At 70.5% G+C, this 26,661-nt stretch carries 19 protein-coding genes; 2 read left to right on the top strand and 17 right to left on the bottom strand.

Features of this window, described 5'->3' with window-relative positions; genetic code table 11:
- Positions 1 to 94: 94 nt before the first annotated feature.
- Both D7X99_RS13175 and D7X99_RS13170 read left to right on the top strand, forming a co-directional pair.
- Positions 95 to 1,285, top strand: coding sequence for an alpha-hydroxy acid oxidase (locus D7X99_RS13175; protein ID WP_121778106.1), 1,191 nt, complete (start codon positions 95 to 97; stop codon positions 1,283 to 1,285).
- A gap of 36 nt (positions 1,286 to 1,321) precedes the next feature.
- On the top strand, positions 1,322 to 2,350 hold the full coding sequence (locus D7X99_RS13170) for a toprim domain-containing protein (RefSeq protein ID WP_121778105.1): 1,029 nt from the start codon (positions 1,322 to 1,324) through the stop codon (positions 2,348 to 2,350).
- Positions 2,351 to 2,359: 9 nt separating this feature from the next.
- On the opposite strand, the gene D7X99_RS13165 is transcribed toward D7X99_RS13170, so the two are convergent.
- The 17 genes from D7X99_RS13165 to D7X99_RS13085 all read right to left on the bottom strand — a co-directional run bounded on the left by D7X99_RS13165 (position 2,360) and on the right by D7X99_RS13085 (position 26,480).
- Positions 2,360 to 4,222 carry a DUF6519 domain-containing protein gene (locus D7X99_RS13165; protein WP_121778104.1) on the bottom strand — a complete coding sequence of 621 codons (1,863 nt, stop codon included), beginning with the start codon at positions 4,220 to 4,222 and terminating at the stop codon, positions 2,360 to 2,362.
- Between the two features lie 32 nt (positions 4,223 to 4,254).
- Positions 4,255 to 5,871: a phage tail protein gene (locus D7X99_RS13160; RefSeq protein ID WP_121778103.1), complete on the bottom strand. Its 1,617-nt coding sequence runs from the start codon at positions 5,869 to 5,871 to the stop codon at positions 4,255 to 4,257.
- On the bottom strand, positions 5,868 to 8,759 hold the full coding sequence (locus D7X99_RS13155) for a baseplate J/gp47 family protein (protein ID WP_121778102.1): 2,892 nt from the start codon (positions 8,757 to 8,759) through the stop codon (positions 5,868 to 5,870). The genes D7X99_RS13160 and D7X99_RS13155 overlap by 4 nt, the downstream gene beginning before the upstream one ends.
- Positions 8,756 to 9,949, bottom strand: a complete 1,194-nt coding sequence (locus D7X99_RS13150) for a hypothetical protein (protein ID WP_121778101.1) — start codon at positions 9,947 to 9,949, stop codon at positions 8,756 to 8,758. The genes D7X99_RS13155 and D7X99_RS13150 overlap by 4 nt, the downstream gene beginning before the upstream one ends.
- On the bottom strand, positions 9,942 to 10,352 hold the full coding sequence (locus tag D7X99_RS13145) for a GPW/gp25 family protein (protein ID WP_121778100.1): 411 nt from the start codon (positions 10,350 to 10,352) through the stop codon (positions 9,942 to 9,944). Before D7X99_RS13145 ends, D7X99_RS13150 begins: the two co-directional genes overlap by 8 nt.
- A 16-nt stretch (positions 10,353 to 10,368) precedes the next feature.
- Positions 10,369 to 11,190: a phage baseplate assembly protein V gene (locus D7X99_RS13140; RefSeq protein WP_121778099.1), complete on the bottom strand. Its 822-nt coding sequence runs from the start codon at positions 11,188 to 11,190 to the stop codon at positions 10,369 to 10,371.
- On the bottom strand, positions 11,187 to 12,317 hold the full coding sequence (locus D7X99_RS13135; RefSeq protein ID WP_121778098.1) for a phage late control D family protein: 1,131 nt from the start codon (positions 12,315 to 12,317) through the stop codon (positions 11,187 to 11,189). The genes D7X99_RS13140 and D7X99_RS13135 overlap by 4 nt, the downstream gene beginning before the upstream one ends.
- 4 nt (positions 12,318 to 12,321) lie before the next feature.
- Positions 12,322 to 12,612 carry a LysM peptidoglycan-binding domain-containing protein gene (locus D7X99_RS13130; protein WP_120616579.1) on the bottom strand — a complete coding sequence of 97 codons (291 nt, stop codon included), beginning with the start codon at positions 12,610 to 12,612 and terminating at the stop codon, positions 12,322 to 12,324.
- Positions 12,612 to 13,259, bottom strand: coding sequence for a hypothetical protein (locus tag D7X99_RS13125; RefSeq protein ID WP_121778097.1), 648 nt, complete (start codon positions 13,257 to 13,259; stop codon positions 12,612 to 12,614). The genes D7X99_RS13130 and D7X99_RS13125 overlap by 1 nt, the downstream gene beginning before the upstream one ends.
- The gene (locus D7X99_RS13120) at positions 13,253 to 13,525 is read right to left on the bottom strand and encodes a hypothetical protein (protein ID WP_121778096.1); all 273 of its coding nucleotides are present in this window, start codon (positions 13,523 to 13,525) and stop codon (positions 13,253 to 13,255) included. The genes D7X99_RS13125 and D7X99_RS13120 overlap by 7 nt, the downstream gene beginning before the upstream one ends.
- Positions 13,519 to 14,841, bottom strand: a complete 1,323-nt coding sequence (locus D7X99_RS13115) for an ATP-binding protein (protein WP_121778095.1) — start codon at positions 14,839 to 14,841, stop codon at positions 13,519 to 13,521. Before D7X99_RS13115 ends, D7X99_RS13120 begins: the two co-directional genes overlap by 7 nt.
- Complete coding sequence (locus D7X99_RS13110; RefSeq protein WP_121778094.1) at positions 14,838 to 15,872, bottom strand: DUF4255 domain-containing protein; 1,035 nt, start codon at positions 15,870 to 15,872, stop codon at positions 14,838 to 14,840. Before D7X99_RS13110 ends, D7X99_RS13115 begins: the two co-directional genes overlap by 4 nt.
- A gap of 1,052 nt (positions 15,873 to 16,924) precedes the next feature.
- On the bottom strand, positions 16,925 to 17,725 hold the full coding sequence (locus D7X99_RS13105; RefSeq protein WP_121778093.1) for a hypothetical protein: 801 nt from the start codon (positions 17,723 to 17,725) through the stop codon (positions 16,925 to 16,927).
- The gene (locus tag D7X99_RS13100) at positions 17,725 to 18,234 is read right to left on the bottom strand and encodes a phage tail protein (protein WP_121754454.1); all 510 of its coding nucleotides are present in this window, start codon (positions 18,232 to 18,234) and stop codon (positions 17,725 to 17,727) included. Before D7X99_RS13100 ends, D7X99_RS13105 begins: the two co-directional genes overlap by 1 nt.
- Before the next feature lie 23 nt (positions 18,235 to 18,257).
- On the bottom strand, positions 18,258 to 20,225 hold the full coding sequence (locus tag D7X99_RS13095) for a phage tail sheath C-terminal domain-containing protein (RefSeq protein WP_121778092.1): 1,968 nt from the start codon (positions 20,223 to 20,225) through the stop codon (positions 18,258 to 18,260).
- Between the two features lie 256 nt (positions 20,226 to 20,481).
- Complete coding sequence (locus tag D7X99_RS13090; protein ID WP_121778091.1) at positions 20,482 to 21,441, bottom strand: hypothetical protein; 960 nt, start codon at positions 21,439 to 21,441, stop codon at positions 20,482 to 20,484.
- Positions 21,441 to 26,480 (bottom strand): DUF4157 domain-containing protein, encoded by a 5,040-nt coding sequence (locus D7X99_RS13085; protein ID WP_158627002.1) that lies wholly within the window; start codon positions 26,478 to 26,480, stop codon positions 21,441 to 21,443. The genes D7X99_RS13090 and D7X99_RS13085 overlap by 1 nt, the downstream gene beginning before the upstream one ends.
- Positions 26,481 to 26,661: the final 181 nt, after the last annotated feature.

Raw genomic sequence — 26,661 nt, 5'->3', positions numbered from 1 at the left:
CCACGAAAGGTAGGCCCTTGCGGGGAATGCGATTTTGGGGGATTACGAATGGTTGACTTGAACTCCAGCCCTCCTAACGAGGCTGAAGACGGACATGCCCAAGACAGCCAATATCGAGGATCTGCGTCAGCGGGCGCGGCGCCGGATTCCACGCTTCCTCTTCGATTTCGTGGAGGGAGGCGCGGACGACGAGTTCACGGTGCGCGCCAACCGGGAAGCCTTTGGCCGCCATGCGTTCCGGGCTCGCTCGCTGGTGGACGTCAGCACGCGGGACCTGTCAACGACGCTGCTGGGGCAGCGGCTGGAGCTCCCGTTGATCCTCGGGCCGGTGGGCCTCGCGGGCCTGCTCGCGCCGGGCGGGGAGCGCCTCGCGGCTCGGGCTGCCGTGAAGAAGGGGGCCCTCTTCACGCTGAGCACCATGTCGGTGTGCACCATTGAAGAGGTCGCCGCGGCGGTTCCGGCACCGGGGTGGTTTCAGCTCTACATCTGGAAGGATCGTGGCATCACGCGTTCGCTCGTGGAACGGGCGAAGGCCGCGGGCTACACGGCGCTTTGCGTGACGGTGGATGTCCCGGACATGGGGAATCGCGAGCGTGACGTGCGCAATGGCTTCACGGTGCCGCCGCGCCTCACGGTGGCCAATGCCTTTGACCTCCTGTTGCACCTGGGTTGGGTGCTGCGGATGACCCGCTCGCCCCGGGCCACCTTCGGAAACTTCGAGGACAGCAAGGCACTGACGCGCCGGGATGCGGTCTCCGTGGCTGCCTATACCTCGCGCCAGTTCGATGCCTCCATCACCTGGGCGGATCTGGAGTGGCTTCGGGAGCTGTGGCCCGGTCCGCTGGTGCTCAAGGGTCTCAGTTGCGCCGAGGATGCCCGGCGCGCCGTGGAGCGCGGAGTCCAGGCCCTCGTCGTCTCCAACCACGGTGGGAGGCAGCTGGATGGCCTGCCTGCCGCTCTCGACGTGTTGCCCGAGATCGTCGACGCCGTGGGTGGGCGCGCGGAGGTCATCCTGGACGGCGGCGTTCGCCGTGGCTCGGATGTGGTGAAGGCAATCGCCTTGGGCGCGCGAGCCTGCATGATTGGCCGGCCCTACCTGTATGGGTTGGCCGCCGATGGCCAGGCCGGCGTGGAACTCGCGCTGGAGCTCTTCCGCAAGGAGATTGATCGCACCTTGACGCTGTTGGGCTGCCCTCGTCTGGATCAGCTGGATGCCTCGTATCTGCGAGGACCTGGTGAGGCTCCACGGCTGTCATTGCCAGCGGGGCGTACGTCCACCGGGTGAGGGCGTGAGCGCCATTCCCGCGCTATCCTGTCATCCATGAGCCAGACCGAGACGCGCGGCGAGGAGAACGCTTTCCAGCAGGCGGCTCGACTGGAACAAGAGGAACTCCATCGGTGTGTCACCCTCGCGGCAACCCATTTCCAATCGCGTCTCTGGGACCCTGAGGAGGGACAGGCCGCAAGGGATTACATCGCCTCGCGCGGAGTCGCGCTGGAGAGTGCCCGGGCCTTCGGTCTCGGCTACGCCTCTGCATCGGGGACGGCGCTGGCGGAGACACTCGCACGCGAGGGCCTCCTCGACGCAGGTGACCGTGCGGGCGTGTTGCGCCATCCGAGGGAGGGCGACCACTACACGGACCACTTCAAGCGGCGCGTCATGCTCCCGTTCTGCTCCCCGGAAGGACAACCCCTCTCATTCATCGGACGGGACCTCCCTCCCCATCAACGACTCAAGTACCTGGACACCCGGAACTCCTCCATCTTCATCCGCGACACGACGCTCTTCGGGCTGACCCACGCCCGCGACGCCATCCGCGGCGAGGGCTCCGCCATCGTCGTCGAGGGAGGCTTCGACTGCATGCTGCTGCACCAGGCCGGCTTCCCCCACAGCGTCGGCCTCATCGCCACCACCCTGAGCACGGCCCGGATCGACTTGCTGCTCGCCGCGGGGGCCCGCGAGCTGGTGGTCATGTTGGATCCAGACCTCGGAGGCTGGCGAGGCATCCAGCAGAACAGCGACCTGTTGCTGCTCTACGGCCCGAGGACTCGCGTGGTGCAGCTCCCTGGCAAGGAGGACCCGGACGAGTTCATCCTCCGCGCCGGAGCCGGGGCCATGCGCCGCCTGCTCTCCGAGGCGCTCCCCCTCACCGACTACCTCCTCTCCACCGCCCTGCCCCAGGGGCGCGGCGCCTCCGCCTCCGAGCGGAAGAAGGCCATCGAAGAGCTCTCCCCCATCTTCCTCCGGCTGCAGGAGGGCCCGGCGCGCACGGCCCTCCTGGAGGCCCTGTCCTCGCACTCCGGGCTCTCATGCCCGGAGCTGGAGTCGTTGCTGCGCACCCAGGGCTGACCCCGGGACCTACCGCACGTCGAACAGGCGAAGCCGCACGTCGACGTTCTCGTTGGAGGTGTTCCACACGATGAGCTGCTGGGAGCTGCTCGTCGCGTAGTAGAGCTCCACCCTGATTTGCGAGTGGATCGGCCCGTTGAAGACGAAGTAGTGGTCATCCTCGTCTCCCTGAGGGACCAGGACCTTCAGTCCCATCGCGACGAGCGGCGGCTGGGTGAAGAGGGGCAGCACCATCGTCCATGACCCGCCGTGGTTCAGGGTGAACGCCCACTGGTAGAGAATCGAGGGGTACCGCGCATCGTGGTGGTGGCTCGTGGAAGCGAACGTCGCGTTCGCGTCCGCTCGCGGGTAGTAGCGCGCGTCGTGGTCCGTGGAGGTCGACGCCACGTGGGTGTTGACGTGGGTGACGAGCTGGGTGAGCTGGCTCCGGACCGTGCCCGCCGTCAGGTTCTTCGGCGTGCCGGTGATGGCCGCGCTGCCAATCAGGCCCGAACCATTCGACGCGGAGTTCGCCTTGTTCAACACGGGGATGAGCGAGCTGAGCTGTGATTGCACCGTGGTGCCCGTCACGTCCGCGTGCGCCTCCGTGCCCACGTAGTTCGCCCCCGAGTCCCCCACGGACGGCGACATCAGCCGTGTCAACGAGGGGAACCCCAGCGTCCGCTCCGGCGTGAAGGAGCCCGACGCGACGACGCCCAGCTTCACGTAGCGATGGAGGAGCCCCACGGGCTGCGCGCCGCTCAGGACCTGGTCCCCCGCGGCATCCTGTTCGCGCACGGGCGCCAGCCAGTAGTCCCCGGCGACGAAGGCTCGGCTGGTGGTGCCCCCTCCCGTCAGGGTGAGCGCGAGCGCCAGGTCCTGGAGCTCCAGGTGCAGCACGCCGCTCTCGATGCGCACATGGCCATGCACGCCCTGCGCATTGGCCGTGGACAGCAGCGCGCCGCGATCCCTCCCTCCGCTGACGAAGGTCCAGACTCCCGTCGTGGTGTTGCGCGTCAGCGTGCACCAGCCGTCCCACCTGCGGACGAACGGGTACGTGGCCGCGTCGGGCACGGAGACCGGGTAGCCCGCCTCCAACCGGCCGCGCGCGGGGAACCCCGCCGGCGGCGTGCCGAGGTGCACGCCCAGGTGGAGCTCCGTCGCGGCGTTGTAGAACTCGTAGAGCCAGTCGTTGCCCTGGTAGTCCTGGGGCACGCGAGGCCCGTTCGCGTAGGCCTCGGCCGCGTTCTCGCTCGACCACTTCAACGTGAGCTCGCTGGGGGCCGTGGGCGAGCCCTTCACGTCATGCACCTCCAGCCGGAAGAGGTAGTTGCCCGTGAACTGGGCGGCGGGCCCCGTGCCCCCCACGCGCTGGGACAGGGTGAGCGGCGCGTTGCCCCGCCCCGGGTTGACGAGCGGGTCCGTGGGTTGCTGGCCCGCGGGGCAGCGCTTGATCTGCAGCATCACCTGCGTGCGCGTGCTCGTGTCCGCGCCGTGCAGCCCCGGGTCCTGGAGGTTCGGGTCCTCCAGGAACAACACCGGCCGCTCCCAGACGTCCGCGTAGAGGCTCTCGCCCACCGCGGGCGCCCCCGGAGCCAACGGGAAGTCCGGCTGGGTGGCGTAGGTGAAGGGCGTCGTGCCGGGCAGCGAGGCCATCAGCCCGTCCGCGTAGACGCTGCCGGGCGTCATCTGCAGCGTGTTGGAGATGAGCAGCTTGCCGGTGGCGGGGCCGCCGCTGCCCACCACGTCCCGCAGCGCGCTGGTGACGCGGTCGTTGATGATGGACACCAACTCGTTCCAGTCCGCGTCGGTGAGCATCCGCCCCTGCTGCTGGTAGACGCCGGAGTAGCCCTTGGAGGAGTCGTGGGAGTCGCGTGAAATCTGGGTCTTCATGATGAGGAACTCCGCTGGAGTCGAAGCGGGAATCAGGTGGAAGGAGGCGTGACGACGGGCAGGGCCAGGCCCAGCCGTTCGTCGGGAACCAGGATGGCGCTCATGCCCGCGGGCAGGGATTCACGGAGCCGGGCGAGCACCGCCTCGTCGCGCAACGAATAGCGACGGTGGCGGTAGGCCCCCAGCTCCCCGCCATCCTCCGCGCCATCAAGCAGCCTCGCGCCGCTGTCGCTCGCGAGCACGCCAGCGCCGGGTGCTCCGAAGACGGTGGCGCGGAAACGGGGCACCTCGCTCGTACACGCGTACGCCTCCGCGGGCTGCCCCTCCACGGTGTACGCCCCCAGCGCGGCCTCTGGCAGCCGGCAGTAGCGGAAGCAGTTGCCCACCCCAGGGTGGGGAGTGACGGAGCCCGCGAAGAGCGAGTCGTTGGCGAAGCACCGCGCCACGTCCATCGAGCCGAGCACCGTCACGCTCAGCAACGTGATCAACGCCGTGCTCTCGAGTGAACCCAGGAGGCTGTCCTCCACCGTCGCGCCGACCACGTCCAGCGTGCCCGCCTCCAGTTGGAGGTGGCCGATGGCGGAGCGGCGGACGACGAGCTCGTTCCCCAGGTTCTTCGTCACCATCCCCGTGACGATGCAGTCCTCGATGACGTGCGCGGTATCGGGAACGTCGATGTACACGTTGCCCTGGACGACGCAGTTGCGCATCACCAGCGGCCGATTGCCGACGATGACGTCCTCTCCCTCGGGGAGGACGAGGTTCTCGAGGACGTAGTCGCCCGACTCCGGCTCGGGCGTCAGGGGCCCCTGACGGCGTCGGGGCAGCACGCGCGACGACTCCGGGGGCACGGGCAGCGGACGCGTGTCTCCGAGCTCCCAGCCCGGAGGGAAGAACCCCACCCTGGGCAGCGTGAAGACCGCGACGCGCTTGGGGTGGACCTGTCCCTGCCGCGCGGAGGGCCGGCGCAGGTCCGGCGTCCGCCGGGAGACGTCGTCGAAGTGGCCGGGCGCCGCGGGGATGCCGTGCACGTTCTCCTGCAACGGCGGCCGCGACGAACCATCCCCACGCGGCGGCAGCGCCACCTTGCGGGACAGGTACCGCAGGTCCACCGTCGCCGCGGGCAGCGCCGGGTGCCGTCGCGCTGGCGCCCCCGCCGGAAGTGGCAGGGCCCCGAGCGACTCCGGCGGCAGCAACGGCTGTCCCACGCGCGGCGTCACCGCCACCCGCCTCCACCCCTCCTGGAGGTAGACAGGCTCGGAGGGCTCGTTCCGCGGGTCCTCCGTGTCCCACGCGTACTGGCCGACATCCTGGGCGACCTGGGCCACCGACCCGGGCGTGCCCTTGCGCTGGCGCAGCGACACGGCCTGGGACAGCTCACGCCGCTGCTCCGGCTCCGCGGGCGACAGCAGCTTCACGTCCAGGAGCTCCGCCAGGTACGGCAGCGTCCAGCCCTGGGCGTCCGGATGGTCGGGGAACGCATCCGCCAACCGCTGGGCCATCACCCCGCGGACCAGGTCCAGCACCTCGCCACAAGACCCCAGGTAGTCGCGCAGGTCGCCGTTGTCGCGCGTGCGGTACACCTCCGGCAGCAGCCCGTAGAGCTGCGCGCCGAGCCCGCTCCCCGTCCCCCCGCTTCCCGAGCTCACAGTGAGTACTCCTTGAAGCGCACGGACAGGTCCTGCCCCTCCGGCGCCAGGTAGACGACGTGCGCGCCGGACGGCGCGTCCTTGCGCTGCAGCCCCGGCACACCGGCCATCACACAGATGGAACTCTCCACACCCGTCACGGCCTCCACCACCTTGTAGACGTCACTGAGGTACAGCGCCTGTCCCAGCCCCCGGTGCCGCAGCGACAGCGCGTCCAGCAGCGCCGCCCGCACCGCCTGCACCACCGCGTCCGGGTTGAAGGCCCGCGTGTCCACCTCCACCTCCACGTCGAGCGTCACCGGCTCGCTGAGGTAGCGGGAGAGAGACACCTCCACGCCCGGCAGCGCGTGGGCGCGCAGGAAGTCCGCCAGGGACTGCTTCAGGGGCCCCAGCTCTCCACCGTCCGCGGGCACCACCACCACCTCCACCAGCTCCATGCGGGAGCCGGGGTTGCGCTTGAGCAGCGCGCGCGCCTGCCAGACGCTGCTGTGCCCCATGGCGAGGCTGGCGAAGTCCTCCGTCGACACCGCGCGCTCCAGCGTCAGCACCGTGGCGGGCGCGGTGCGGCGCAGCGCCTCCACGTCCTCCATGTCGTTGCCCCCCGAAGCGGGCAGCGGCTGCTCCACCGCCTCCACCAGCGCATGAGGCCGGCTCGGCTTCGCGAGGCTGCCCGCGGGCAGGTTGCCTCGCAGCCCCGAGCCCGCGCGGAAGCCCACCCGCACGTTGTTCGCGCCCGTCGGCAGTCGCCGGCCGTTGCGCCCATCACCGAAGACGACCGCCAGCTCCCCGTCGCGAACCAGGCGCACCGTGTAGTGCGGGTCCGTGGGGCCCGACTCGCGCAGGCTCTCCACCGCCTGCCAGCGGCGGCCCGCCACCTTCACCTCCAGGTCCGCGCGCACGCCCGACGCGCGCGTGGAGTCCGCGACGAACGAGAGGCCGCGCTCTTTCAGCACGAACGCCTGCCCGGTCTGGGTGGCGTCTCCGCTGCCCAGCACCTCCTCGGGCTTGCGCTCTCCGTGCCCCACCAGGACGACGTTCGCGTGGAGGATGAGGTTGTCCACCGTGCTGCCGGGAGGCAGCGGATCCACCAGCGCGACGAAGCCCTCGCCGGTGCCCTGCACGCGAGTGAGCAGCGGCGGCGCCGTGCCGCCCTCCTGCCGCACCACCACGGCGCGGCCGAACGTCAGGCCCCGCGGCACCGCGTCCAGCGGCACCTGCGTGCCGGACAGCGGCGTGGCGTTCTCCTCCCAACCCACCAGCCGCGCCACCTCCTGGAAGCGGCCGTACACGCGCGTCTCCGCTCGGGGAAACTCTCCCCCGCCCCGGCCCTGCCAGCCGTCCACGGGGACAAGCTCCGTGCGCCCCAGCTCGGCGTTGTTCGCCACCGAGGCCAGCCGCCCCCACGAGGCCTGCACGCCCGTCACCACCACCGCGAAGTCCCCCGCCCCAAGCCCCTTGGGCTTGTCCGCCCACAAAGTCCCCGGCAGCAACGACGCCGAGTCGTCCGCCATCAGGAAGGTGTCCACCTCCCAGCCCCCCGCGGATGCGGGCGGCGGCGCCAGGAAGGACTGCGGGTTGAGCAGCGACTCCTCCGTCTCTCCCTCAGCGCGCCGCTGGGTGAGCTTGAGCAGGGTGTAGCCTCGATTCGCCTCCTCGGAGGTCTCCACCGGGACCTCGGCGGCGGAGACCACGTGCACCTCGTACTCCCGCACCGGGTCCTCGAAGGCGCGCGGGTCCCCCAGCGTCTCCCCGTTCAAGCGCTGCCAGGCACCGGGGACCTGGACGAAATACTCCACCGTGGGCGGCTCACTCGAGGAGATGATCCGCTTCCCCATCTGCCGCGCCACCGGCACCACCACCGGCCGCGCCAGCGCCGCCTGCGACAGGGCCAGCTCGCCGACGCTCCGGTCCAACCCCACCTTCTTCCCGTCCACGGAGGTGACGCGCCGGTAGTAGCGCCGCTGCCCGTCCGACACGGTGACGATGTCCCCCGCGAGCAGGCCCCTCGGCTCCACCGCCAGCCGCAGCGTCAACCCCACCGCGCCGCCCGTCCGCAGCGGCCCCTGGACCGGCAACCGCTCCTTGGGGCGGACATGCACGCGCGTGCGCCCGAGGGTGAAGACGTTGCTCGGGAGCGTGGGGGTCACCCGCAGGGTCGTGGTCCCCGCCTCCTGGAGGACGCTGTCCACCACGAAGGCCACGCACCGCCCATCCACCTCGCTCTCGATGACGACGGGCTCCCCCGCGTTGATGCCGGAGAGGCTCCCCTCCAACACCAGCTTCTTCGTGGAGTGTCCCAGCGCGTCCGGACTCACCCCATGCCCCGCGGGCCGGAGCAGGTTGAGCTCCGCGTCCACGTCCAGGTCGTCGAGCGACTCGAACGTGACAGGCGCGCCCCCGTCCGGCGGCGAGTGCCGCACCGCGAAGCCGCGCCCCAGCCGCCCCCGCGTCCCCGCCTTCGCGTGCACCACCAGCGGCGCGAAGGCCGACGCGGGAGGCGACGGGTGGTAGTCAATCATCTCCACCAGCCGGCGCAGGCTCTCCCACTGGGTCGCCGTCCCCAGGTAGCCCTCGTTGGCATAGGCATCCACGTGCTCGGTGAGGACGTGCGTCGCACGCGCCAGCGCGCGGGCGAGCTCCCAACCCCAATCCGGCACGGAGGCACGCGGGGCCTCGTACTGGGCCAGCAGCCGCGCCTGCCGCTCGGACTCGCTCTCCGAAACCGGAGCCTGCATCCCGGGCCAGCGGACCGACTCCTCCGGCCGGTTGAAGCGCTCGTCCAATCGCGCACGGAGCTCCTCGAGCAGCGTGGCCGCGTTGGCGTCCACGTAGCGGATGCGCCGCAACCCCGCCCGGTTCCACCGGGTGATGTCCGATGACTTGCTCACCCTCGCCTCCCGCCCCGCAGGTTCAACGTGTAGGAGCCCCGCTCCGGATGGGCCGGGTCGTTGTCACACGTGGCCAGCTCGATGCCTTGGAGCAGGATGCGGCCGGTGGCGACCTGGTCCAGGTAGCGCGCGCCGAAACGCTTGAGCTGATCCAACTGCACCGTCTCCACGCCCTCCAGCGCGGTGAGCGTCTGGATGAGGTCGCTGGCGTTGACGTCCTCGCCGAAGCGCAGCCGGCCCGGCGCGAAGAACCCTCCCGGGCCGCGCCCGAGGGCCTGCTCCACCGCGGCGCGGACCTCGGACTGGAAGTAGTCCGGCCCCACCTGGACGGTGAACGCCAGCTGGATGCCCACCGGCACCGCGTCCTGGAGCTGCACCTCCTGGCCAATCATCCGGTACGTCTCCACGTAGCCGCCCAGCAACGTGCGCAGGGAGGTGTCCGGCCAGTGCGGCGCATCCAGCCCCCGCTCGATGTGGAAGCGCTCCACGCGCTTGCGCAGGTCCGCGGGCGTGGTGGCCGCCGCGCTCGTGCCCTCCACGGCATCCAGCACCCGGTCATTCCCCCCGATGATGGCCACCCGCACGACGGTCCACGAGCCGCCCCACTCCAGCGAGGCCTGCGCGTGGCGGACCAGCGGGTGCTCCTCCAACATCCCGCCGTAGTCCTCCACCGTCACCATGCGCCGCTGGACGTGCAGCTCGCGAGGCCCCGCGCGCCGCGCCGCCTCCATCAGGAAGGGGTTCGCCGCCCAGGCCTGCTCCAGCTCCGCCCTCGCCGCCTCTTCATCCGCCGCCGGGTTGGTGCGGATGTCTCCCGCGGCGAAGGCCATGCGCTCCGCGTCGTAGCCGATGAGCCGCGACAGCCGCCGCACGGACTCCGGCCGGCGCGCGGTCTCCAGGAAGGACTCGGCGGCGACCCGGTCCGCCATGTCCGACAGCTGGTCGAGCACCGCCGACAGCACCTCCACCAGGACGACCTCGATGTCCGCCGCCGTCCAGCGCTGGCGCTCCGGGATGCGCGCCGCCAGCTCCTCCATCATGAAGCGGCGGAAGCCGTCGAAGTCGCGCACCTGCCAGTCGAAGTCGTTGCCCACGTCGGGGAGCGGCCGGGGCAGTCCCCGCACCACGCGGCGGCCACACCCCGGCAGCCCGGGCTCGAAGAGGATTTCAGGGACGGGCGTGTCAGCCACCGACGCCTCCCACCGCGAAGAGCTGCTGCTGGGGAACACCCAGCGTGGTGAGGCGGTAGCGCACGACGAGCTGGAGCTTCTCTTCCTCGCCCGTCACCTCCAGCTCCAGGCTGCCCGGGTCCACCTCTCCGCGCAGCGCGTCCGCCAGCGCCGCCTGCATGCGCCGCCGCGTCACGTCCCACAGCGGCGTGCCGTTGGGTTCGAACACCAGCATCTTCGCCCCACCCCCGAAGTCCGGGCGGAACACCCGCTCCCCGGGCGTGGTGAAGAGGACCTGCTCGATCTGCTCCCGCACGTGCTGGCCGCGCCGGCTGATGGCCGGCCCCTGCGCCTCCACGCGGAACGGGAAGGCCAGGCACGGTGGGTCCCCCAGGCGCTGACGCTGATCGAATGGCTCGCTCATCCCTCGTCCCTTTCCCTCACTTCGTCATCACCGACGTCGACAGCGTGCTCATCTCGCCCTGGGGGATGGGCGGCGACGTGGGCCCCCCCGGCGCCGACGAGGTGTGCACGTGCGTGGCGAACAGGGTGAGGAAGCTCTGCCCCTTGATGACGGGCTCCCCGCCACTGCCGCCCAGCAGCACCTGCGTCCCCTCCACCACCACCTGCTGACCCTTCACCTTCACCCCCGAGGACGCGGTCTCGATGGTGTTGCCGTGCGAGTCCTCCACCCGCACGCCGCTGGAGGACAGGACGAGCGAGTTGCCGTGGCTGTCCTCGACGCGCAGCTCCTCGCCCTCCGCGTCCAGCACCACCGTGGCGCCCTTGGCGTCCGTCAGCGCCACCGTCCCCTTCGGGTCGATGCTCAGCTGCGCCCCCTTCGGGTGGTGGAGCAGCACCGCCTCCTCGTCCTTCGCGTCGTCGAACCGCAACACGTGGCCCGCGGGAGTGCGGAGCAGGCGCGTGGTGGGGGGCGTCTTCGCCGCGTCCTCCGGCACGTCCTCCTTCTTCTGCCAGAACGTCCCCGTCCAGATGGGCCTGCGCAGGTCCCCCTCCTCGAACTCCACCCACACCTGGGCATCCACCTCCGGAATGGCGAACCAGCCATGTCCCGCGGCGCCACCGAAGGGCACGCAGGGCAGCGCCCAGGGCGAGGACTCGGAGCCCAGCACCGACGGCACCCGCAGCTTGAGGCGCCCCAATCCTTCCGGGTCCTGGTTGTCCGCGACGAAGCCCCGGTACTTGCCGAAGTACTTGTCGCGCGTCTGCCGGACGAGCTCCGTGAGCAGCTCTGGCGTCACAGGAGTCCTCCCAGCACGTTGAGCGCCCCGCCCCCGAGGTTGTCCCCATAGGCATTGCGCAAGAGGCGCAGCCCCTGCCGGTAACCGTCGTGTGAGAAGACATGCGTGACGGCGTCCACGTAGTAGATGCCGCCCAGCCACTCACCGACGCCGTCCACGCCCACGGGCTGGCCCACCTTGAGGACATGACCGTAGGCCGTGCCGTCCAGCTCCCCTTCCGCGCGCACGCGCAGGGAGAAGTCGTTCACCTTGCGCCGGGCCCGGGCGAGCAGCTCCTCCTCGTCCACGGCCCCCTCGCGGGTGAGCAGCCACGTGAAGTCGCGCCCCTCATGTCCACCGTGCGCCTGCTGGGTCCCGAGCAGCGGGAGATCCGGCGTCACCTCCTGCCGGCGTGGCTCCGCGCCCGACAAGGGGGCCAGGTCCACCGCCACCGTGTTCGGGCGGTGCCCGTCCGTGGTGACGCTCAACGCGCGACAGTGCGTGTCCAGGCCCGCGTAGACGCGGATGGTCGGTTGGGGCTCGGCGTCCAGCCGCATGGGGCCGAAGTAGATGACGCCCCCTCTGATGAGCAGCTCGTACCCGTTGGCCTCGGCCCGGGCACGCAGGAACCGGATGTCGGTGGAGTCCTGCGGCACCACCAATCCGCTCAGGCCGGCGCCGCTGGTGGGGTCCACCGCCAGACCGTGGCGCGCGGCGATCTCCGCCAGCAGCACGCCGTCCGACGTCGGGACCTCCGCGCCCCACACGCGTCGCACGTGCTCGCGGTCCATCGCCAGCGATTCGTCCTGGCAGGACACCGTGACGCGGGCGGTGCCCATGTCCTCGGGGTAGTCCGCGCGCACCTCGCGCACGAAGCCCCGCAGCACCTCCTCGGTGTGCTGACCGAAGCGGGCCTCGATGAGGATGGGCTCCCAGGGGGCCAGGACCTCCGCGTCCTGCACCGTCCAGCGCCCGCTCTCATCGCGGCGCGTGTCGAAGACGAGCGTCGCCACGCCGACCCGGTCGCGGCTCACCTCCACCCTGGCTTCGCGGAGGAACGGATAGAGCGAGGTGATGGGACGGCCTCGCACCTCGATGGCGCACTCGACGGGTTCCCGGAAGCGCTCGCTGAACAGGTCGGCCAGCATGGCGCTATTCCGTGGCCCGGGGGATGAGGATGACCTGGCCCACGAAGCTGTCGAGCGTCAGGTCGCCGCCGAAGAGGAAGCCCGGGTTGGCGTCCAGGATGCGCCACCACAGCCTCGCGTCGTTGTAGTAGTGGCGCGCCAGCAGATCCAGGCGCTCACCGGAGCGGACCACGTGCTCCAACACGCCGGTGGCCGGGCCGATGGCGCGAGGCCTCACGCCGCGGAACACCTCCCCCAACACCGGGTCCTCGTCGAAGGCACGGGCCTTCGCATACCGCGAGTCACGCGGGAACATCACAGCACCCCCTTGAGCAGGTCCGCGGTGAGCCGGCCGCTGTTGACCGCCGCGCCCACGAGCTGACGGGCCTTCTCCCGCAGGTAGAACGGGTTGTTGCCCTCGATGACCTGCAACGTGAGCGACACCGTCGCCCGGTAGGCCACCAGCGATGGCAGGAAGTCCGTCTCCTCCACCCGGACGGACGTCAGGAACACGGGCAGCACCTGGCCGCCCCAGACGAACAGCAGCACCGACGCGAACTGCTCGCGCTGGAAGGCCCGCTCCGACCCGAGCCCCAGGCTGGCCAGCAGCTGGAGCCCTCCCGGCCCCTGCGACTTCGGCTCGACCAGCGTGCGCAGCGTGTCCAGCTCCGGCTGGATGCCCAGCGTGGCGGCCACCGCGTCGCCTTCGTGCATGCGGTCGGTGGCGTCCAGGAGGATCTCCAGCGTGAACGACTCCGGCTCGACCGACACGCCCTGTGCCACGCGGGGCGTCTCCGTGGGCAGCGCGAAATCGTAGGCCCCGCGCAGCCCTGGCGTCCCCGGCGTGCGCAAGGTGAGCGTGCGCGTGCGCGAGAGCGTGCGCGGATTGAAGTCGAACACCAGCGCCAGGGGAGGCACGGACAGGCCGTACTCCACCAGCGCGCCCCGGCTCACCCTCACCATCCACGGCCTCCTTCCTCTTCGACCCGGCCAGCATCCACCGCGCCCCTGACATGGGAGACGAGCGCGTGGGCGATGCGCGAGGCCACCTCCCCATCCGGCAGCGACAGGTCCACGTGCAGCGACAGGTGCGCGGAAGGCACGTGGTGCGTCCCCTCACTCACCACGTGCACGCGAGACAGCTCGCGCGCGACGAGCCGGACGAGCGTGTCCGCGCGGCGCTCGAAGCCCGCTGGCAGCCGCAGGTGCAACGCGTCGATGGTCAGCATGGCGCCAGCTCCTTGGGCAGGTGCTTGCGCAAGGGCCCCAGCTCCGACGCGGACACGTCGCGCCCCTCCTTGCCCAGCTCGCGCCACACCGCGAGCGCGAGCTCCCGCATGCCGATGGGGGTCCCCGCGCCCGCGGCGAGATAGGCCGCGTGCAGCGCGGCGTTGCGGATGCCGCCACCGGACAGGCTCACCGCCGCGCCCAGCACCTCCGGGTCCACCTCCGGCGACAGCGGCGCGCGCGGCGGCAGCAGCCCCCGCCACAACCTCGCCTGCGCGCGGGCGTCCGGCCGGGGGAACTCCACCACCACCTGGAAGCGGCGGGCGAACGCCGGGTCCAGGTTGCCCTTGAGGTTGGTGGTGAGGATGCACGGCCCCGTGTGTTGCTCGATTCGCGCCAGCAGGTGGCTCACCTCCTGGTTGGCGTACCGGTCGCGGGCCTCGCGCACCTCGCCACGGCGGCCGAAGAGGCTGTCCGCCTCGTCGAAGAGGAGGATGACGTCGCGCCCGTGGGCCGCGTCGAAGAGCTTGCTGACGTTCTTCTCCGTCTCGCCGATGTACTTGCTGACGAGCGCGCCCAGGTCCACGCGGTGCAGCTCCCAGCCCATCGTCGTGGCGAGCACCGAGGCGGCGAACGTCTTCCCCGTCCCGGACGGGCCGGAGAACAACGCCACGGGGCCTCCCATCGCGCGGCCGCCCCATTGCTCCACCACTGTCTCGCGATGCTGGAGCCACAACAGGAACTCCCGCAGGAGCGCCAGCTTCGCCTCCGGCAGCACCAGCTCCTCCCAGCGCGCCGTGCCCGGCACCCGCAACGCGCCCGGGAGCGACAGGGGCGGCTCCGGGGCTCCGAGCAGGCGCGGCGTGAGACCACGGCTCGGCCGGATGGGCGAGTAGGGGCCTCCGTCATCACGATCCAGCAATCCCAGGCGCCGCAGGGGCGCGTCCTCGGACAGCACCGACGACAGCCTCGCGCCGTCCGCGGGCTGCAAGGCGAGCAGCTCCTGGATGAGCGCCGCCGTGGGGTACACCGGCTGCGCCGCACCGGGCTGGAGCTGCTGGAAGAGCCAGCCGACGCGAGGCTCCATCTCGGGCGCCACCGCGCAGGCCAGCACGTCGTACTCGACGGGAGCGAGCTGGCTCGCGCGGAGCAGGCGCCACGCCGAGCCATCCTCCCGGGCCCCCCGAACCCGCGCCTGGGCCTCGCGCAGCCGCTCCAGCACCGCATCCTCCAACGACGCGCCCTGCCGCAGCCGCGACAGGCACTGCCCCAGCAACTCCACCCGCTCCACCTCCGCCCGCAGGGGTTCCGTGCTCATGCGCCACCTCCATGCAAGGTGACGAAGACGGGGTTGCCCCGCACCTCGAGCTCCACGCCCTCCGGCCCGTCCGCGGCGCGCCGGTAGCGGCGCACGGCATAGAGCACGGCCTGTCCCGCATGGTCCGAGAAGGGCAGCGGCACCGGCACACGCGACTCGGCGGGCGGCTGCTCCGGATCCACCTCCAGCACGGCCGGCGTCATGTCGACCGCCGTGTCCACCGTGCGCCACCCCAGGGTCTGATCCCAGACGTCCCACCGGAAGTGCACGCTCGCCCCGGCCGCTCCGGCCACCACGACCTCTGGCGTGAAGCCCGCCAGCTCCGGACTGCCCACCTCGAACACCAGGCTCTGCGTGCAGGTCCCCGCGCGCACGAAGCCAACCTGCGGCGCCCAGTCCTCCAACCGCGGGTCCACCCTCAACCGCGCCAGGGGCGGCGTCCAGGCTGGCACCGCCGGCACCGGCCCGCGTTGCGTCTGCGGCTGTACGTGGGCCCCCACGGACACCACGCGAGGCGCCTCGCGCGTGCGCGTGCGCGGCACCACCGGCACGAGCGCCACCTCGTAGGCCACGGACGGCCGGTAGACGACGTCCTTCTGCGTGGACCAGAGGCGGTTGATGTCATCCAGGCTCAGCGGCTGGAAGATGAGCTGCAAGCGGACCACCTCGCCGGAGGCGTCCAGCGCGTCCATGACGGGCTTCTCGTGGAAGAAGCGGATGACCTCGCCCAGCAGGCGCAGGTCGTTCTCCCCCGCGCTCACCGTGTCCTCGGCGGCGGCGAACGCCGTCACCAGGCAGTGCACGCGCAGGAACCAGGACTGACCGGGCAGCACGTCCGCGCCCATGGGCGGTGGCTCGAAGCGGTGGAAGAACAGGTTGACCCGGTGGTCCGTGTCACCCGTGGCGGGCGCGGCGGCGGCGGGCGTGCCAATGGGCACGCGGACCGTCTGCCCCTGCAGGCGGAAGCTCTCGCGAACGAAGTCCGCCAGCGAGCGGCAGGCCACGGAGACCGAGGATTCAGGCAGGGCCATCTCAGGCGTTCCGGAGGTAGTGACGGTTGAGCAAGTCCGAGCCCTGGCCCGGAATCGCGGAGGAAGACGCGGGCGCGGGCGCCGGCGCGGTGATGACCACGTGCACCTCGCCGATGTGCACACGGGGCTCCTGGAGCTCGCGCCGCGGTGGCAACGCCGGAGCAGCCCCTCGCGTGGCTTCCCCTGGCGGCAACGCCGGAGCGGCCCCTCGCGCGGCCTCCCCTGGCGGCGGAGCCTGTCGCGCGACGTCCCGGGGAATCGCCCGCGCCTCCCGCTCGGCGGAGGGCGAGCCCGGCACCGGGCGCGGGGCACGAGAGGGAGTCTCGGACGCGGCGGACCCGGACGAAGCGGACCCTGGCACGGCCCGTCCCTTCGGCGCTGGGGCTTCTAGTACGAAGGCCCCCGGTGCCGCCGGCCCCGAGGACCGGCCAGGCGCGGCCTCCTGGGACGCGGGCATCGATGGCCCCCGAGCCTCCGGAACACGCGGAGGCACGGACGGCACAAAGGCGGGAGGGGTGGCGGACCCCTGTGGCTTTCTCCTGAGCAGGCCTGTCGCAGCCAGAGGCGGAACGGAGGAGCTCTCGGTGTCCTGGGTCGTGCCTTCTTCCAACCCCGCTCCACGAGGAAGCGACGTCAGTCCGGTCACGACTTCAGGCACCTCGAACCCACCCGCCCCACGTGACTTCACCAGGACCGGGTCGGGTAGAACATCAAGGCTGTCGGGGTCCTCGCCGGTCGCCCGGTCCGGTTCCCCACCAGCCTCCACTGGAACTCGGACGGCACCTGCCAGGATGCCGCCCTGCCCCTGAGGGACCACTGCGCTAGCCACCTTTCCCAGACCTCGACTTCCGTTTCCGGAGTCAGGCCTGGCCTCCCAGTCATGGTCCGCGGACCGGGGGGCGGGCTCTCCGCCCCACGCCGGTGGTGCTTCCCCGACGACCTCGGACACAGGTGTGTCCTCCCACTCTTCCAGCGGTGCCTCGGGCACCCGGTGCGGGAGCGCATCGGCAAGGATGTCAGCCAGAAACCCCATCGCGGACTCCAAAGTCGTTTCACGTCGTCACACCCGCGCCCCGTTCCACGAGACGCAGGTACCGCCGCCGCCGGTGCCTCGGGAGCGCGAGGATGTCCCGCTCGCTCCAGTGGTACGTCGACGCCAGCGTGTGGACCTCCTCCAGCAACACCTCCGGGTCCATGGACAGGCACCCATACGGATCCACCTCCACCTCCCGCACATCCCCGCATGCGGCACAGGGCGCCCGGACCCGCGTCACCACCGCTGGAGACACCGCCTCCAGTGCCTCGTCGATGCGCTGCACGTCCGCGGCATCCAGCCGCGTCACGTCCCACGTGGAGGCGTCCAACGGCTCCGCGCAGCGCGCCAGCAACGCGTGCGCGTCCATCCGCCCCTCCTCCACGACGGCCTCCTGATCCGCGCCCGCGGGCACGCGGACCCGGACCCGCCCCTGCCCCGTCTCCACCTCCGCGAAGGGGAAGCCCTCCCCCGCCTGCTTCACCGGCAAGCGCGACACCGGCAGTTCGAAGTCGAACCGCTCGCCGCACGCGCCGCACACCACCGTGTGCCACGACCGCTCCAGGCCGAGCAGCCGCTCCAGTCCTCGCATCAGGAACTGGCGATCCGCGACACACAGCTCACCGGCGAGCACCCCGTCCACCGGAGCACCGCCCACGTGCTCCAGCGCCGCCGCCAACACCCGCGAGACCTTGCGCGGCAGCGACCCGCGCCCCCGCGCCAGCTCCGAGAGCTCCAGTTCGAGGACTCCGTCCGGTTCGCGGAAGGAGAACTGTCGCCGGAGCGCTCCGGCGCGGAGGAGTCCACCTGGCAGCAGCATCAGGTCTCCGCGGGCTCGGGCACGCTCGTGTCACGCTGCCAGCCCTCGTGCTGGAGCGTGAGCGTCTGGATGCCCACCGTGTTCATCGCCTGCGAGTCCAGGTCCGGCAGCGCCTGGTACTCCGACACCCAGGCCCGGAGGATCTTGTAGGAGATGGCCACCTGCCCCTGCATGTTGAGGACGTTGATCACCAGGTCCTTGCGGAAGTTCTTCAAGGACATCGCCGCGTCACCCTCGACGTTGTTCACCAGGGCGGCCCAGGCCTCGAACACGGGGTCATGCGTCAGCCCCTGCTCCAGGGTGATGGGGTCGTAGCTGGTGCCTCCCGGCAGGATGCGCTCGTGCGACGGGTCCCCCCCCGTGCGCCACTTGATGGCCTCGGTCTTCTTCTTCAGGGCGCCCATCTTCTTGAGCCCGGCCACCGGACGGCCGTCGATGAGCAGTTGGAACTTGAAGGTCCGGTACGGGTCGTGCCGGTGCGTGTTCACCGTGAACATTGGTGCGGCCATGTCTCATCACCTCGGTCGTGGACCTATTGCTGGAGCTTCTGCTGGATGCGGACGATGACGAACTCGGCGGCCTTGAGCGGCGCGAACCCGACGACGACGATGACCTGCCCCCTGTCGATGTCTCCCTGGGTCATGGTGTCGCCCAGACCGCAGCGGACGAAGTACGCGTCGGAGGCCTTCTCACCCTGGAAGGCACCGGCCCGGAACAGGCCGTCCATGAACGAGCCGATGTTGGTGCGCAGCGCCGCGTGCAACCGGTGGTCATTGGGCTCGAACACCGCCCACTGGATGCCGTTGTAGACGCTCTGCTCGATGAGGATGGCCGTGCGGCGCACGGACACGTAGCGCCACTCCGGGTCCACCTTGGTGGCCAGCGTGCGCGCTCCCCAGAGGACCGAGCCGAAGTTCGGCAGCGCGCGCAGCGCGTTGACGCCCAGCGGGTTGAGCTGGTCCTGCACGCCGTCATCCACACCGAACTCCAGGCCCGCCACGCCCGTCAGCCCCGTCTCCACACCCGCGGGCGCCTTCCACACGCCCCGGCGCGCGTCGACGCGCGACCACATGCCCGCCGCGAACGCCGAGGGCGCCACCTTCACCGTGGGGCTCTTCGTGCCCGGCGACTCCGCCTTGTAGAAGGGGTTGGCCACCTTCACCCAGGGGTAGTAGGCGACGGCATAGGTGGACGTCGGCAGCTTGAGCTGGTCCACGCGCGAGGCCGACGTCAGCTCGAAGCCAGGCTCCGGGTCGACGATGAGCACCCGGTTGCGCATCTCCTCGCAGTGCGCGAGCGCCGCGGCGACGGCGCCGTTGCCCGCGCCGGTGCTCGGCAGCGTGTTGCCCGGCAGCACCACCGTGGTGATGTCGCGGATCTTCCTCAGCGCGCCACCGAAGACGGCCTGGAAGTCCTCCGGGCGGGGCGCGTTGGCCGCTCCGCCCGCGAGCTTCGCCGTCGAGCTGGCCTCCATCGACGCGGGCGTCAGCATCACGGCGCCGTGTGCCGCGGTGGGGTTGGAGGCCGGGTCCAGCTTCATCGCCTTGGCGAGCGTGGGGCCCGAGCCCGTGTCGTAGACCTCCACGGAGGCGTACGACGACTTCGGCGACGAGAGCACGAACTGGCGCGTGGCCGTTTCGTAGGTGCAGGTGAAGTCCTTGAAGGGCGCGTCCGTGCCGGAGATGCCTCGCACCGCCTGCTGGATGGCGGCGGCCACCTTGTCCGCGTCCGCGGCCGCGTCCGTCCCGCCGAGCGCCAGGGGCGTCTTCAGGACCGTGAAGTTGCGCGTGCCCAGCGCGTCCAGGTTGATGCTGAACGACAGCTCCTCCGGGAGGCCGAAGGTGGTGAAGTAGTTGGCGGGAACCGCCGTCGCGTGGAGCGCCGCGCCCGTCAGCTTGCCGAAGTCGGCCAGGTCCTTCACGGTGCCGTTGGCGAACTCGAGCCGCACCGGCGAGGAGTCGCCGTTGACCACCGACAGCGCGTAGCTCGGTGAGCGCTCGTTCATGGACAGGTTCGGGAAGGACAGGTCCGCCTTGAAGCGTTGCAGCCCGTCCACCAGCTCCATGTGGCCCACTTCGAGCGTGAAGGTCGGCGCCGCCGTGGAAGCAGAGCGCACCACGCGATGGTGGAGGCCATTGCCCCAGGCTCCGGGGCTGGTGGCGCTCAACTTCAGCACCGGGTCCGGCGACACATCCGCGTTGTTCAGCGTCGCGGTGGCCGCCACGGCCCCCGTGGGGTCCGCCACGCGGGCGATATACGCGTCCTTGCCGCCGTTCTGGTAGTAGGCCAGCGCCGCGAAACCCATCACATCCTGCTCACTGCTGATGGCCCCGAAGGTGCGCTCGTACTCCTCCAGACTGTGCACCAGCACCGGCGTGCCCAGAGGACCCCGCGTCGCCGCGCCCACGAAGGCAGCCAGCGACGTGGCGACTCCTTCGATAGGCTTTGCACCGCTCGGAATCTCCTCCAGGTAGACACCTGGATGCAGATAGGTCGCCATGCCACCTCTCCTTGAAATGAATATCAGACGCCCGACCCATCAGGTCATGACGCGATTCGAGCGGCGCGATTGGCGCCGGGTCCGTGTGTCGTTGAGGCTTATACCTGGGGGGACTGACATGTGACTCTCATTGCCCCCGCCAAACCATCAACTATACGTAACGGCCTTTATGCCTTGGCAATATCGCGGCGATTTTTTTCCAAGCCCCATCGAGTCTGTCTTTCGACCTGGACCCAGGGTTTGAATCCACCTGGATTCATCCGGTGATTGCGTGCCACCCGCCGGAGCCACGACCGAACACCAGCCCGGGCCCCTCTCCCAGGAAGAAGACGGAGCGGGTGAGTGCCTTGAAGAAATCCACGCCGGTCATGCTCAGGCCCACCGACTCCAGGGTCCCCTGGTTCGCCTCGGCCCACAGGAAGGGCGAACCGCCCGACACCAGCTCGATGGCCGCGACGGGACATGCGAGTGCCTCGGAGATGGCGATGATGCGAGCTTCGTCGAAAACGCCCGGGTGACGCAGCTCGACGAAGGAAGTCTTCAGGGTCGGTGTCCGTCCCGCGCGCCACCGTCCACCCGGGGCGAGCCGTCCGGCCACGGCGCTCCAGTCCGACGCCTCGACATTCGACAACACCAGGAGGCTCTCGGGTGGCAGGGTCTCCCGCACATAGTCCGTGGCGGGAGGCGCCACCTCCCAGTGTCCCTCTTCAAGGACTTCTCCCTCGTGCAGGAGGGCGGGCACGGATAAGCAGAGGGCACCGAAGCGCTCCTCGTACACGTCCTCCAGGGAGGCGCCACCGAGGAGCAGGTGGAGCGAAGGACCGCCCAGCGCGATGCGCGGGCTGCTGGCTTCTTCGAGGGCCACCTCCATCGTGCGCCCGGAGAAGAAGCTGGCGAGCCCCTGGCGAGACAGGAGGTCATACAGCTCCATGCCCACGACCACGCCATCCACCACCGAGGACAGCGCCCGAAAGAAGTCGAGGTCCCAGCGCTCGGCGGGTCCGTCATGGAGGGTCAACACCGTGCCGCCTCCCGCGGTGGCGCGGACCACCTGCCAGGAGAACGGTCTGGGGCCGCTCCCGGCGGCTAGCTTGGCCCCGCCGCCCCACTGCCGCGAGTGGATGGCCCTGCCAGTCTTCGCCAGTGCCTCCTCGAGCCGGTCCGCGGCCTCGGTCCCCACGCCCGGCGCAAAAGCCTTGATGAAGAGTCCCGCCATCACTGCTCCTTGAAGACGTACGTGCCGTTCACGAACTCGACCTGCATTACCCCATCGGAACAATGGATCTCGATGAGCTTGATGATCTGATTCTCGAAGACGTCCCCCACCAGCCGGGGGTCCTTCGTGTCCGACTTCAAGGGGCCGCCCCAGCCGGCCTGAACGGCCTCCATGCTCTTGCCATCCGCCTTGATGTAGACCTCCACATGGTTGATTCCGGCGTTGCGCGCCCTTTCCAGGGCGCCCATGGCCGTGCCTCGCGAGGCGGAGTCCTCGAAGGTCGGCTTGAGATACTTGAGCTGTATGGGGCGTGGCGGTGAGGCGATGGTGCCGTCGATGCCCGGAAATGAATTCCCCGCGGCGTCGCTGGCGAAGAGGACGACCGCCTCCTTGGAGTGCGTCTGGAGTTCGGAGGCTTGCTGGACCTCGTGCTTTTCCATCCTGGCCTTCGCAGTCCCCGAAATGATTCGGACACCCATCTCAGTGCGTTCATGCGGCAGGTTGGGACGGAGAGGATCTCCCACCAGGTTTGCGACATGCCGGTGGGCCTGATCCAACTTGGCCACCACCGTGTTCGCCGTGGAATCGACGACGGCCCTCACGAAGGGTTCCTTCAATCCCTTCCCACCACTGGTGTCCAGGGCCTTCTCGAGATCGCGGCCGCTGCTCACCTGAAGATCCGCCCAGAGGTCGAACGCAGCAACCTTGTCTCCCGAGAACCACAGGCGAGCGGCCTTCTCGCGGTCCCCTATCTGCCTGCGGGCCTTCCCGCCGCCAGACGTCACGGCGGTCGTGAACGGTGCCGTGCCACCCGAGGCCGGCGGAACCAGGGCCACGAGATCCGCGGGCGACGAGGACGCCTGAAGCACGGCCCCGGAGAGTTCGCTCAGGCGATGCTCCAGCAACCGGGGCGTCGTGCCGCGTTTCGCGGCGTCCTGGACCCAGGCCTCGACCCCCGTCATCCGGCCCTGATGCTGGAGGAGCGCCGCCTGGTCGATGATCCTCGTGGTGATTGACAGCTTCCCATCTATCTCGAGCACGGTCCGGAGGGTCCCCAGGTCCGCCTTCACCGTGGAGAGCGTGGTCTCGGTCGCCGCCTGATACTCCGCGGCCACATAGCCACGCCCGGCCTCCAGGGAGTCGACGAGTCGCTCGTAGTGTTCGAGCTGGATCTCCAGCTCCGCGATGTCCCGCTGGACGGACTCCTTCTCACGGGCCAGCGCCGAGCCCTCCTTGTCTCCGACCCTCTGGATGCGCTCGTCGATGCCCGCGTGGAGGGACTCCAGCTCGCTGATGATGCCGTTCAGCTTGCGCACCTCCAGCCGGGACTCGAAGCCGAGCGTGCCGTAGCCGGGGATGCGCGTGAGGGCCTGGACGAGCCGGCTCAGCAGCCGACGGATGTGGCCGATGGGCCCCTCGTAGCGGCGCAGGAGCCGCGCCGTCTCCACGTGCGTGCGGATCTGGTGAGGCCCCGCCTCGGGTCCCACCTCGATCTGGACCCGGCCCTTGCGGTAGCGCACCCGCGTGGAGCGCCCCTTCAACTCCGGGGGGCCCACCTCCACCACGGCCACCTTGCCCTGGAGGTCGCCCAGTTCGAGCTCCAGCGCCGTGACGCGTTCGCTCTTCGCGGGCTGACGCGTCGTCGGCCCCGCGGCATCCACGGGCAGCGGCCCCTCGTCGCCTGGAGCACGGGCCTCACGTGACACCGGCTCCATGACCTCGTCCGGCGTGGAGACCCGAGGCTCCCCCTCCGCCGGTCGCGTGGAGAGACCGTCCTCGGAGTCCGCAGGATGAGGCGAGCCGCCCGCGTCGGGCGGGTGGAGCATCTGCACGGCCGAGCCCGCCGTCATCAACCCCGAACGGACCGCGCCGAGGATGGCCTCCGCCCGCCGCGCCGCCAGCTGGCCCGGACTGAGCTGCCCCTGCAACTTCTCCAGCTCCGCCAGCTCCATCTCGAGTTGGTACGGAATGATGATGACCGTCGCGCCGAGCTGGGTGACGCCGTAGATGTGGAGGAGTCCCTGCAGCCGCTCCACGCGCTTCGCCCAGCGGGGCGCGTTGCGCAGTGCCGACAGCGCGGGAGCCGCCACCCCCGCCACGCCGCCGACGATGGCCGAGACGTCCATGAGGGTCTGGAAGTCCCACTTGAGCGCGCCCGCCGAGTGCCGCCGGGACAGGCTGTCCACCGCGACGATGGCCCCCGCCACGCCGCCGGCCAGTCCGACCGCCAGGCCCGCGGGGCCGGTGAGGAACAGGCCCGCGATCTCCGCCACGGTGGCCAGGTCCGTCAGGCGCTGCATCACCCGGCCGCGCGTACCCGGGGCGCTGCGCATGCGAGGCTCCAGCCCCAGGGGGCCGCCCGCCGCGTCCTCCAGCGCCTTGGGCAACCGGAGGGCCAGCGTGCCGCGCCCGTAGCCGTTGTTCTCCCGGAAGTCGACGAACGCCTTGCGCACCGCCTCCGCATGGCCCTTCGTCCCCGCCTGACCGCTGCGCCCCTCGAAGACGTAGCGGTCCTTCGGAGAGGGCGCCGTGACGTCCGCCAGCAGGTAGTGACGCGCTCCCTCGCGCGAGCCCTCCGCCTCGCCCAGCATCATGACGAGCTCGTGGGCCTGACCGTTCTCCTCGGAGACCAGCGTCACGGCCGGCCGGAAGTTGGCCCCCGGGATGCGCGCGCCCACCTTGCCAATGAGCTGGAGCCGCTGGCCCAACTGCTCCTTCTGCTGGGCGAGCTGCTGCTGGTACTCCTCCAGCGGGATGCCCTGAAGCTCGAGCTGCGCATCCAGCAATCGCGACGCCGGTGTCCGCGAGTCCCTGGCGACGCTCCCCTTGCGATCCGCGGCGAGCTGGTTCGCCACCGCGATGCGCTCCTCTATCGCCGTGCGCGCATCGCCGCCCAGCTCCGCCACGCTGGCGGTCTCCACCCGTCGCAGGGCCACAATCTGGGCGTCGAGCCCGTCGCGCTCCTCCCCCGTGGCCTCGTCGCGCAGCGCCTCCAGTCGCCGGAGCTTCTTGAGGTTCTGGTCGTTCACCTGCGTCGCGCGCCGGTTCACGTCCATCACCTTGACGACGACCGCGGCCACGCTGGAGGCACGACGGACGGGCGAGTCGTCGTCGAACTGGGGCGAAGCGACGCAGCGGACGAGGAACTCGCCCTCGCGGTCCCACCCCACGCCCTGCTCGCTCCGAGGCGTGGTGACCAGGTCGATGTAGCTGCTGATGCTCGCCTTCCCGAAGCGCACCACGTTGCTCAGCCCCACCACCCCCAACCACGCGCTGCGCGCGGGCCAGGTGGCCACCACGGACAGCGCCGAACCGGACGTGGCGTCGTCCACGTCCGCCGCCGTGTCCTCCGCGATGTCCCCCATCTTCCGCCCGAAGTCGCGAGCGATGGAGTCCGTGCGCGAGAGCTGGTTGTCGGAGCTCAGGGCCGCGTTCCGCATGTCGCCCCGGCTCTCGGGCTGCATGTCCGTGACGTCGAAGATGTCCCAGAAGTACGTGATGGGCTGCATCCGCGCGCCCACCTGGTCCAGGGTCGTCGAGCCCGCGGACGCGTAATCCAGCGTCATCTCGAAGCGGCTGCTCGAGCCGGTGACGGTGATCTCCTGGCCGTAGTTCACGATCTTCGAGGGGTACGGCAGCGTGTTGGCGACATTCCGGGCGCCCGCCAGCCGAGGCACGTCCGCGGGCAATGCGCCCCCCACGAACTGGCCGTCCTTGCCCGTGAATCCCGTCTGCTTCGCCCCCTTCGCGACCTGCGTGCTGTTGGCCGCGTCGCGGGACTCGCGCAGCTCCTCGGTGGCCTCTTCCACGCGCGACTGGAGCGCTTCCTCCGTCTCGCCGTCCGACAGGGGCAGGGCCTTGCAGACCCCGTCCGCCCAGACGTTGACGAAGGGGCCACGCTCGTCGGACCACACCACCAACCGATCCGGAACGCCCTTCCCCTCTCCGCCAGGAGTGGAGGTCTCCTCGTCCCCGTCCTTCGTGGCGACGCTCCGGGCGATGCGCTCGCGCACCTTCGCGACGAGCCGCTCGGCGGTCGCGACATCACCCGAGCCGGAGTCGTCCACGGGCTTCGTCTCGGGAATGCCCACCAGCGCCACCAACGACCCCACCGAGGCGACCTCCGCCTGGAAGCGCTTCGCCTCCGCCGGTTGGAGCCAGTGGGTCAGGAAGGCCGTCTCGTCCTTCTCGAAGGACCAGGGCGCCCACCAACGCTCGTTCTTCTGCTCGACCAGGCGCACCAGCGCCGACTCCATGGCCAGGTAGTACCCCGTCGCCCAGATGACCGCGTCCGGTCGCATGGAGAACGTGCCCTTGCGCTTCCCGTTCGCATCGAGCCAGAGGATGTCCTGCCCGGAGACGATGAGGTGCGTCAGGTCCGCCACCAGATGGCGCTGCGTCGGGTCCAGCGCATTGGAGACGGCTTCCCGCCCCTCCGCCACCATCTGCCTGTTGGTGCGCGCAGTGGGACGCACGGGCACGACGTCCGCTTCCGGCCCGGCGTCCAGGTTCATGCTCACGTCGCGCATCACCGCGCCGGCGCTGGGCGTGAGCCGGGGAACCGGCATGCCGCGCACCGCGAGCGAGGCGGCCCGCTCCGCCTCCACCTCGGCCGGGTGCGAGGGCGTGGACACGGACTCCGGAAAGGCCGCCAGCCCGCTCACGCCGGCCGAGCGCTGCTGCACCACATGCGCCAGCTCATGCGCGATGAGGCGCTCTCCCGCAGGAACACCGGGGAGGTAGTTCCCCGCGCCGAAGACGATGTCCGTCCCCACCGCGAAGGCCCGTGCACCGAGCGCCCGCGCCGCGGCCCCCGCCTCGGGTGAGGTGTGCACGCGCACGTCGCCAAAGCCCGTGCCGAAGGCGGACTCCATCGAGTGGCGCGTGGCGGGCGCCAGGGTCTGCCCGGTGGCGAGGATGTCCCGCACCTTCGCCCGCTCGGACTCCAGGTCCTGCCGCGAATCGAAGCGAGGGCCCACGGACGATGTGGACGGGGCATGCACCGCTTCCCGAGTGGTTTGCGCCTTCACGCCTGACATGAACCACCCCCCTGACATTCGCGTGCTTCAGTCGAGTCAATGTCTCCGCGGCGCTGATTCCTGGCGGAAAGGCAACAACAGTACCGCACCGGATTGTCGAGACTCCAGGTTGGCCACAATCAGACTACCTGCTGCGATTGCATCGGTAGTCATACGCAGGGGCGACGCCATTCTGGCAATA

It is taken from the genome of Corallococcus sp. AB032C, assembly GCF_003668935.1.
Taxonomy (GTDB): domain Bacteria; phylum Myxococcota; class Myxococcia; order Myxococcales; family Myxococcaceae; genus Corallococcus; species Corallococcus exiguus.
The sequence above is the reverse complement of the archived record's forward strand: the minus strand, read 5'-3'. Positions and strand labels throughout refer to the sequence as shown.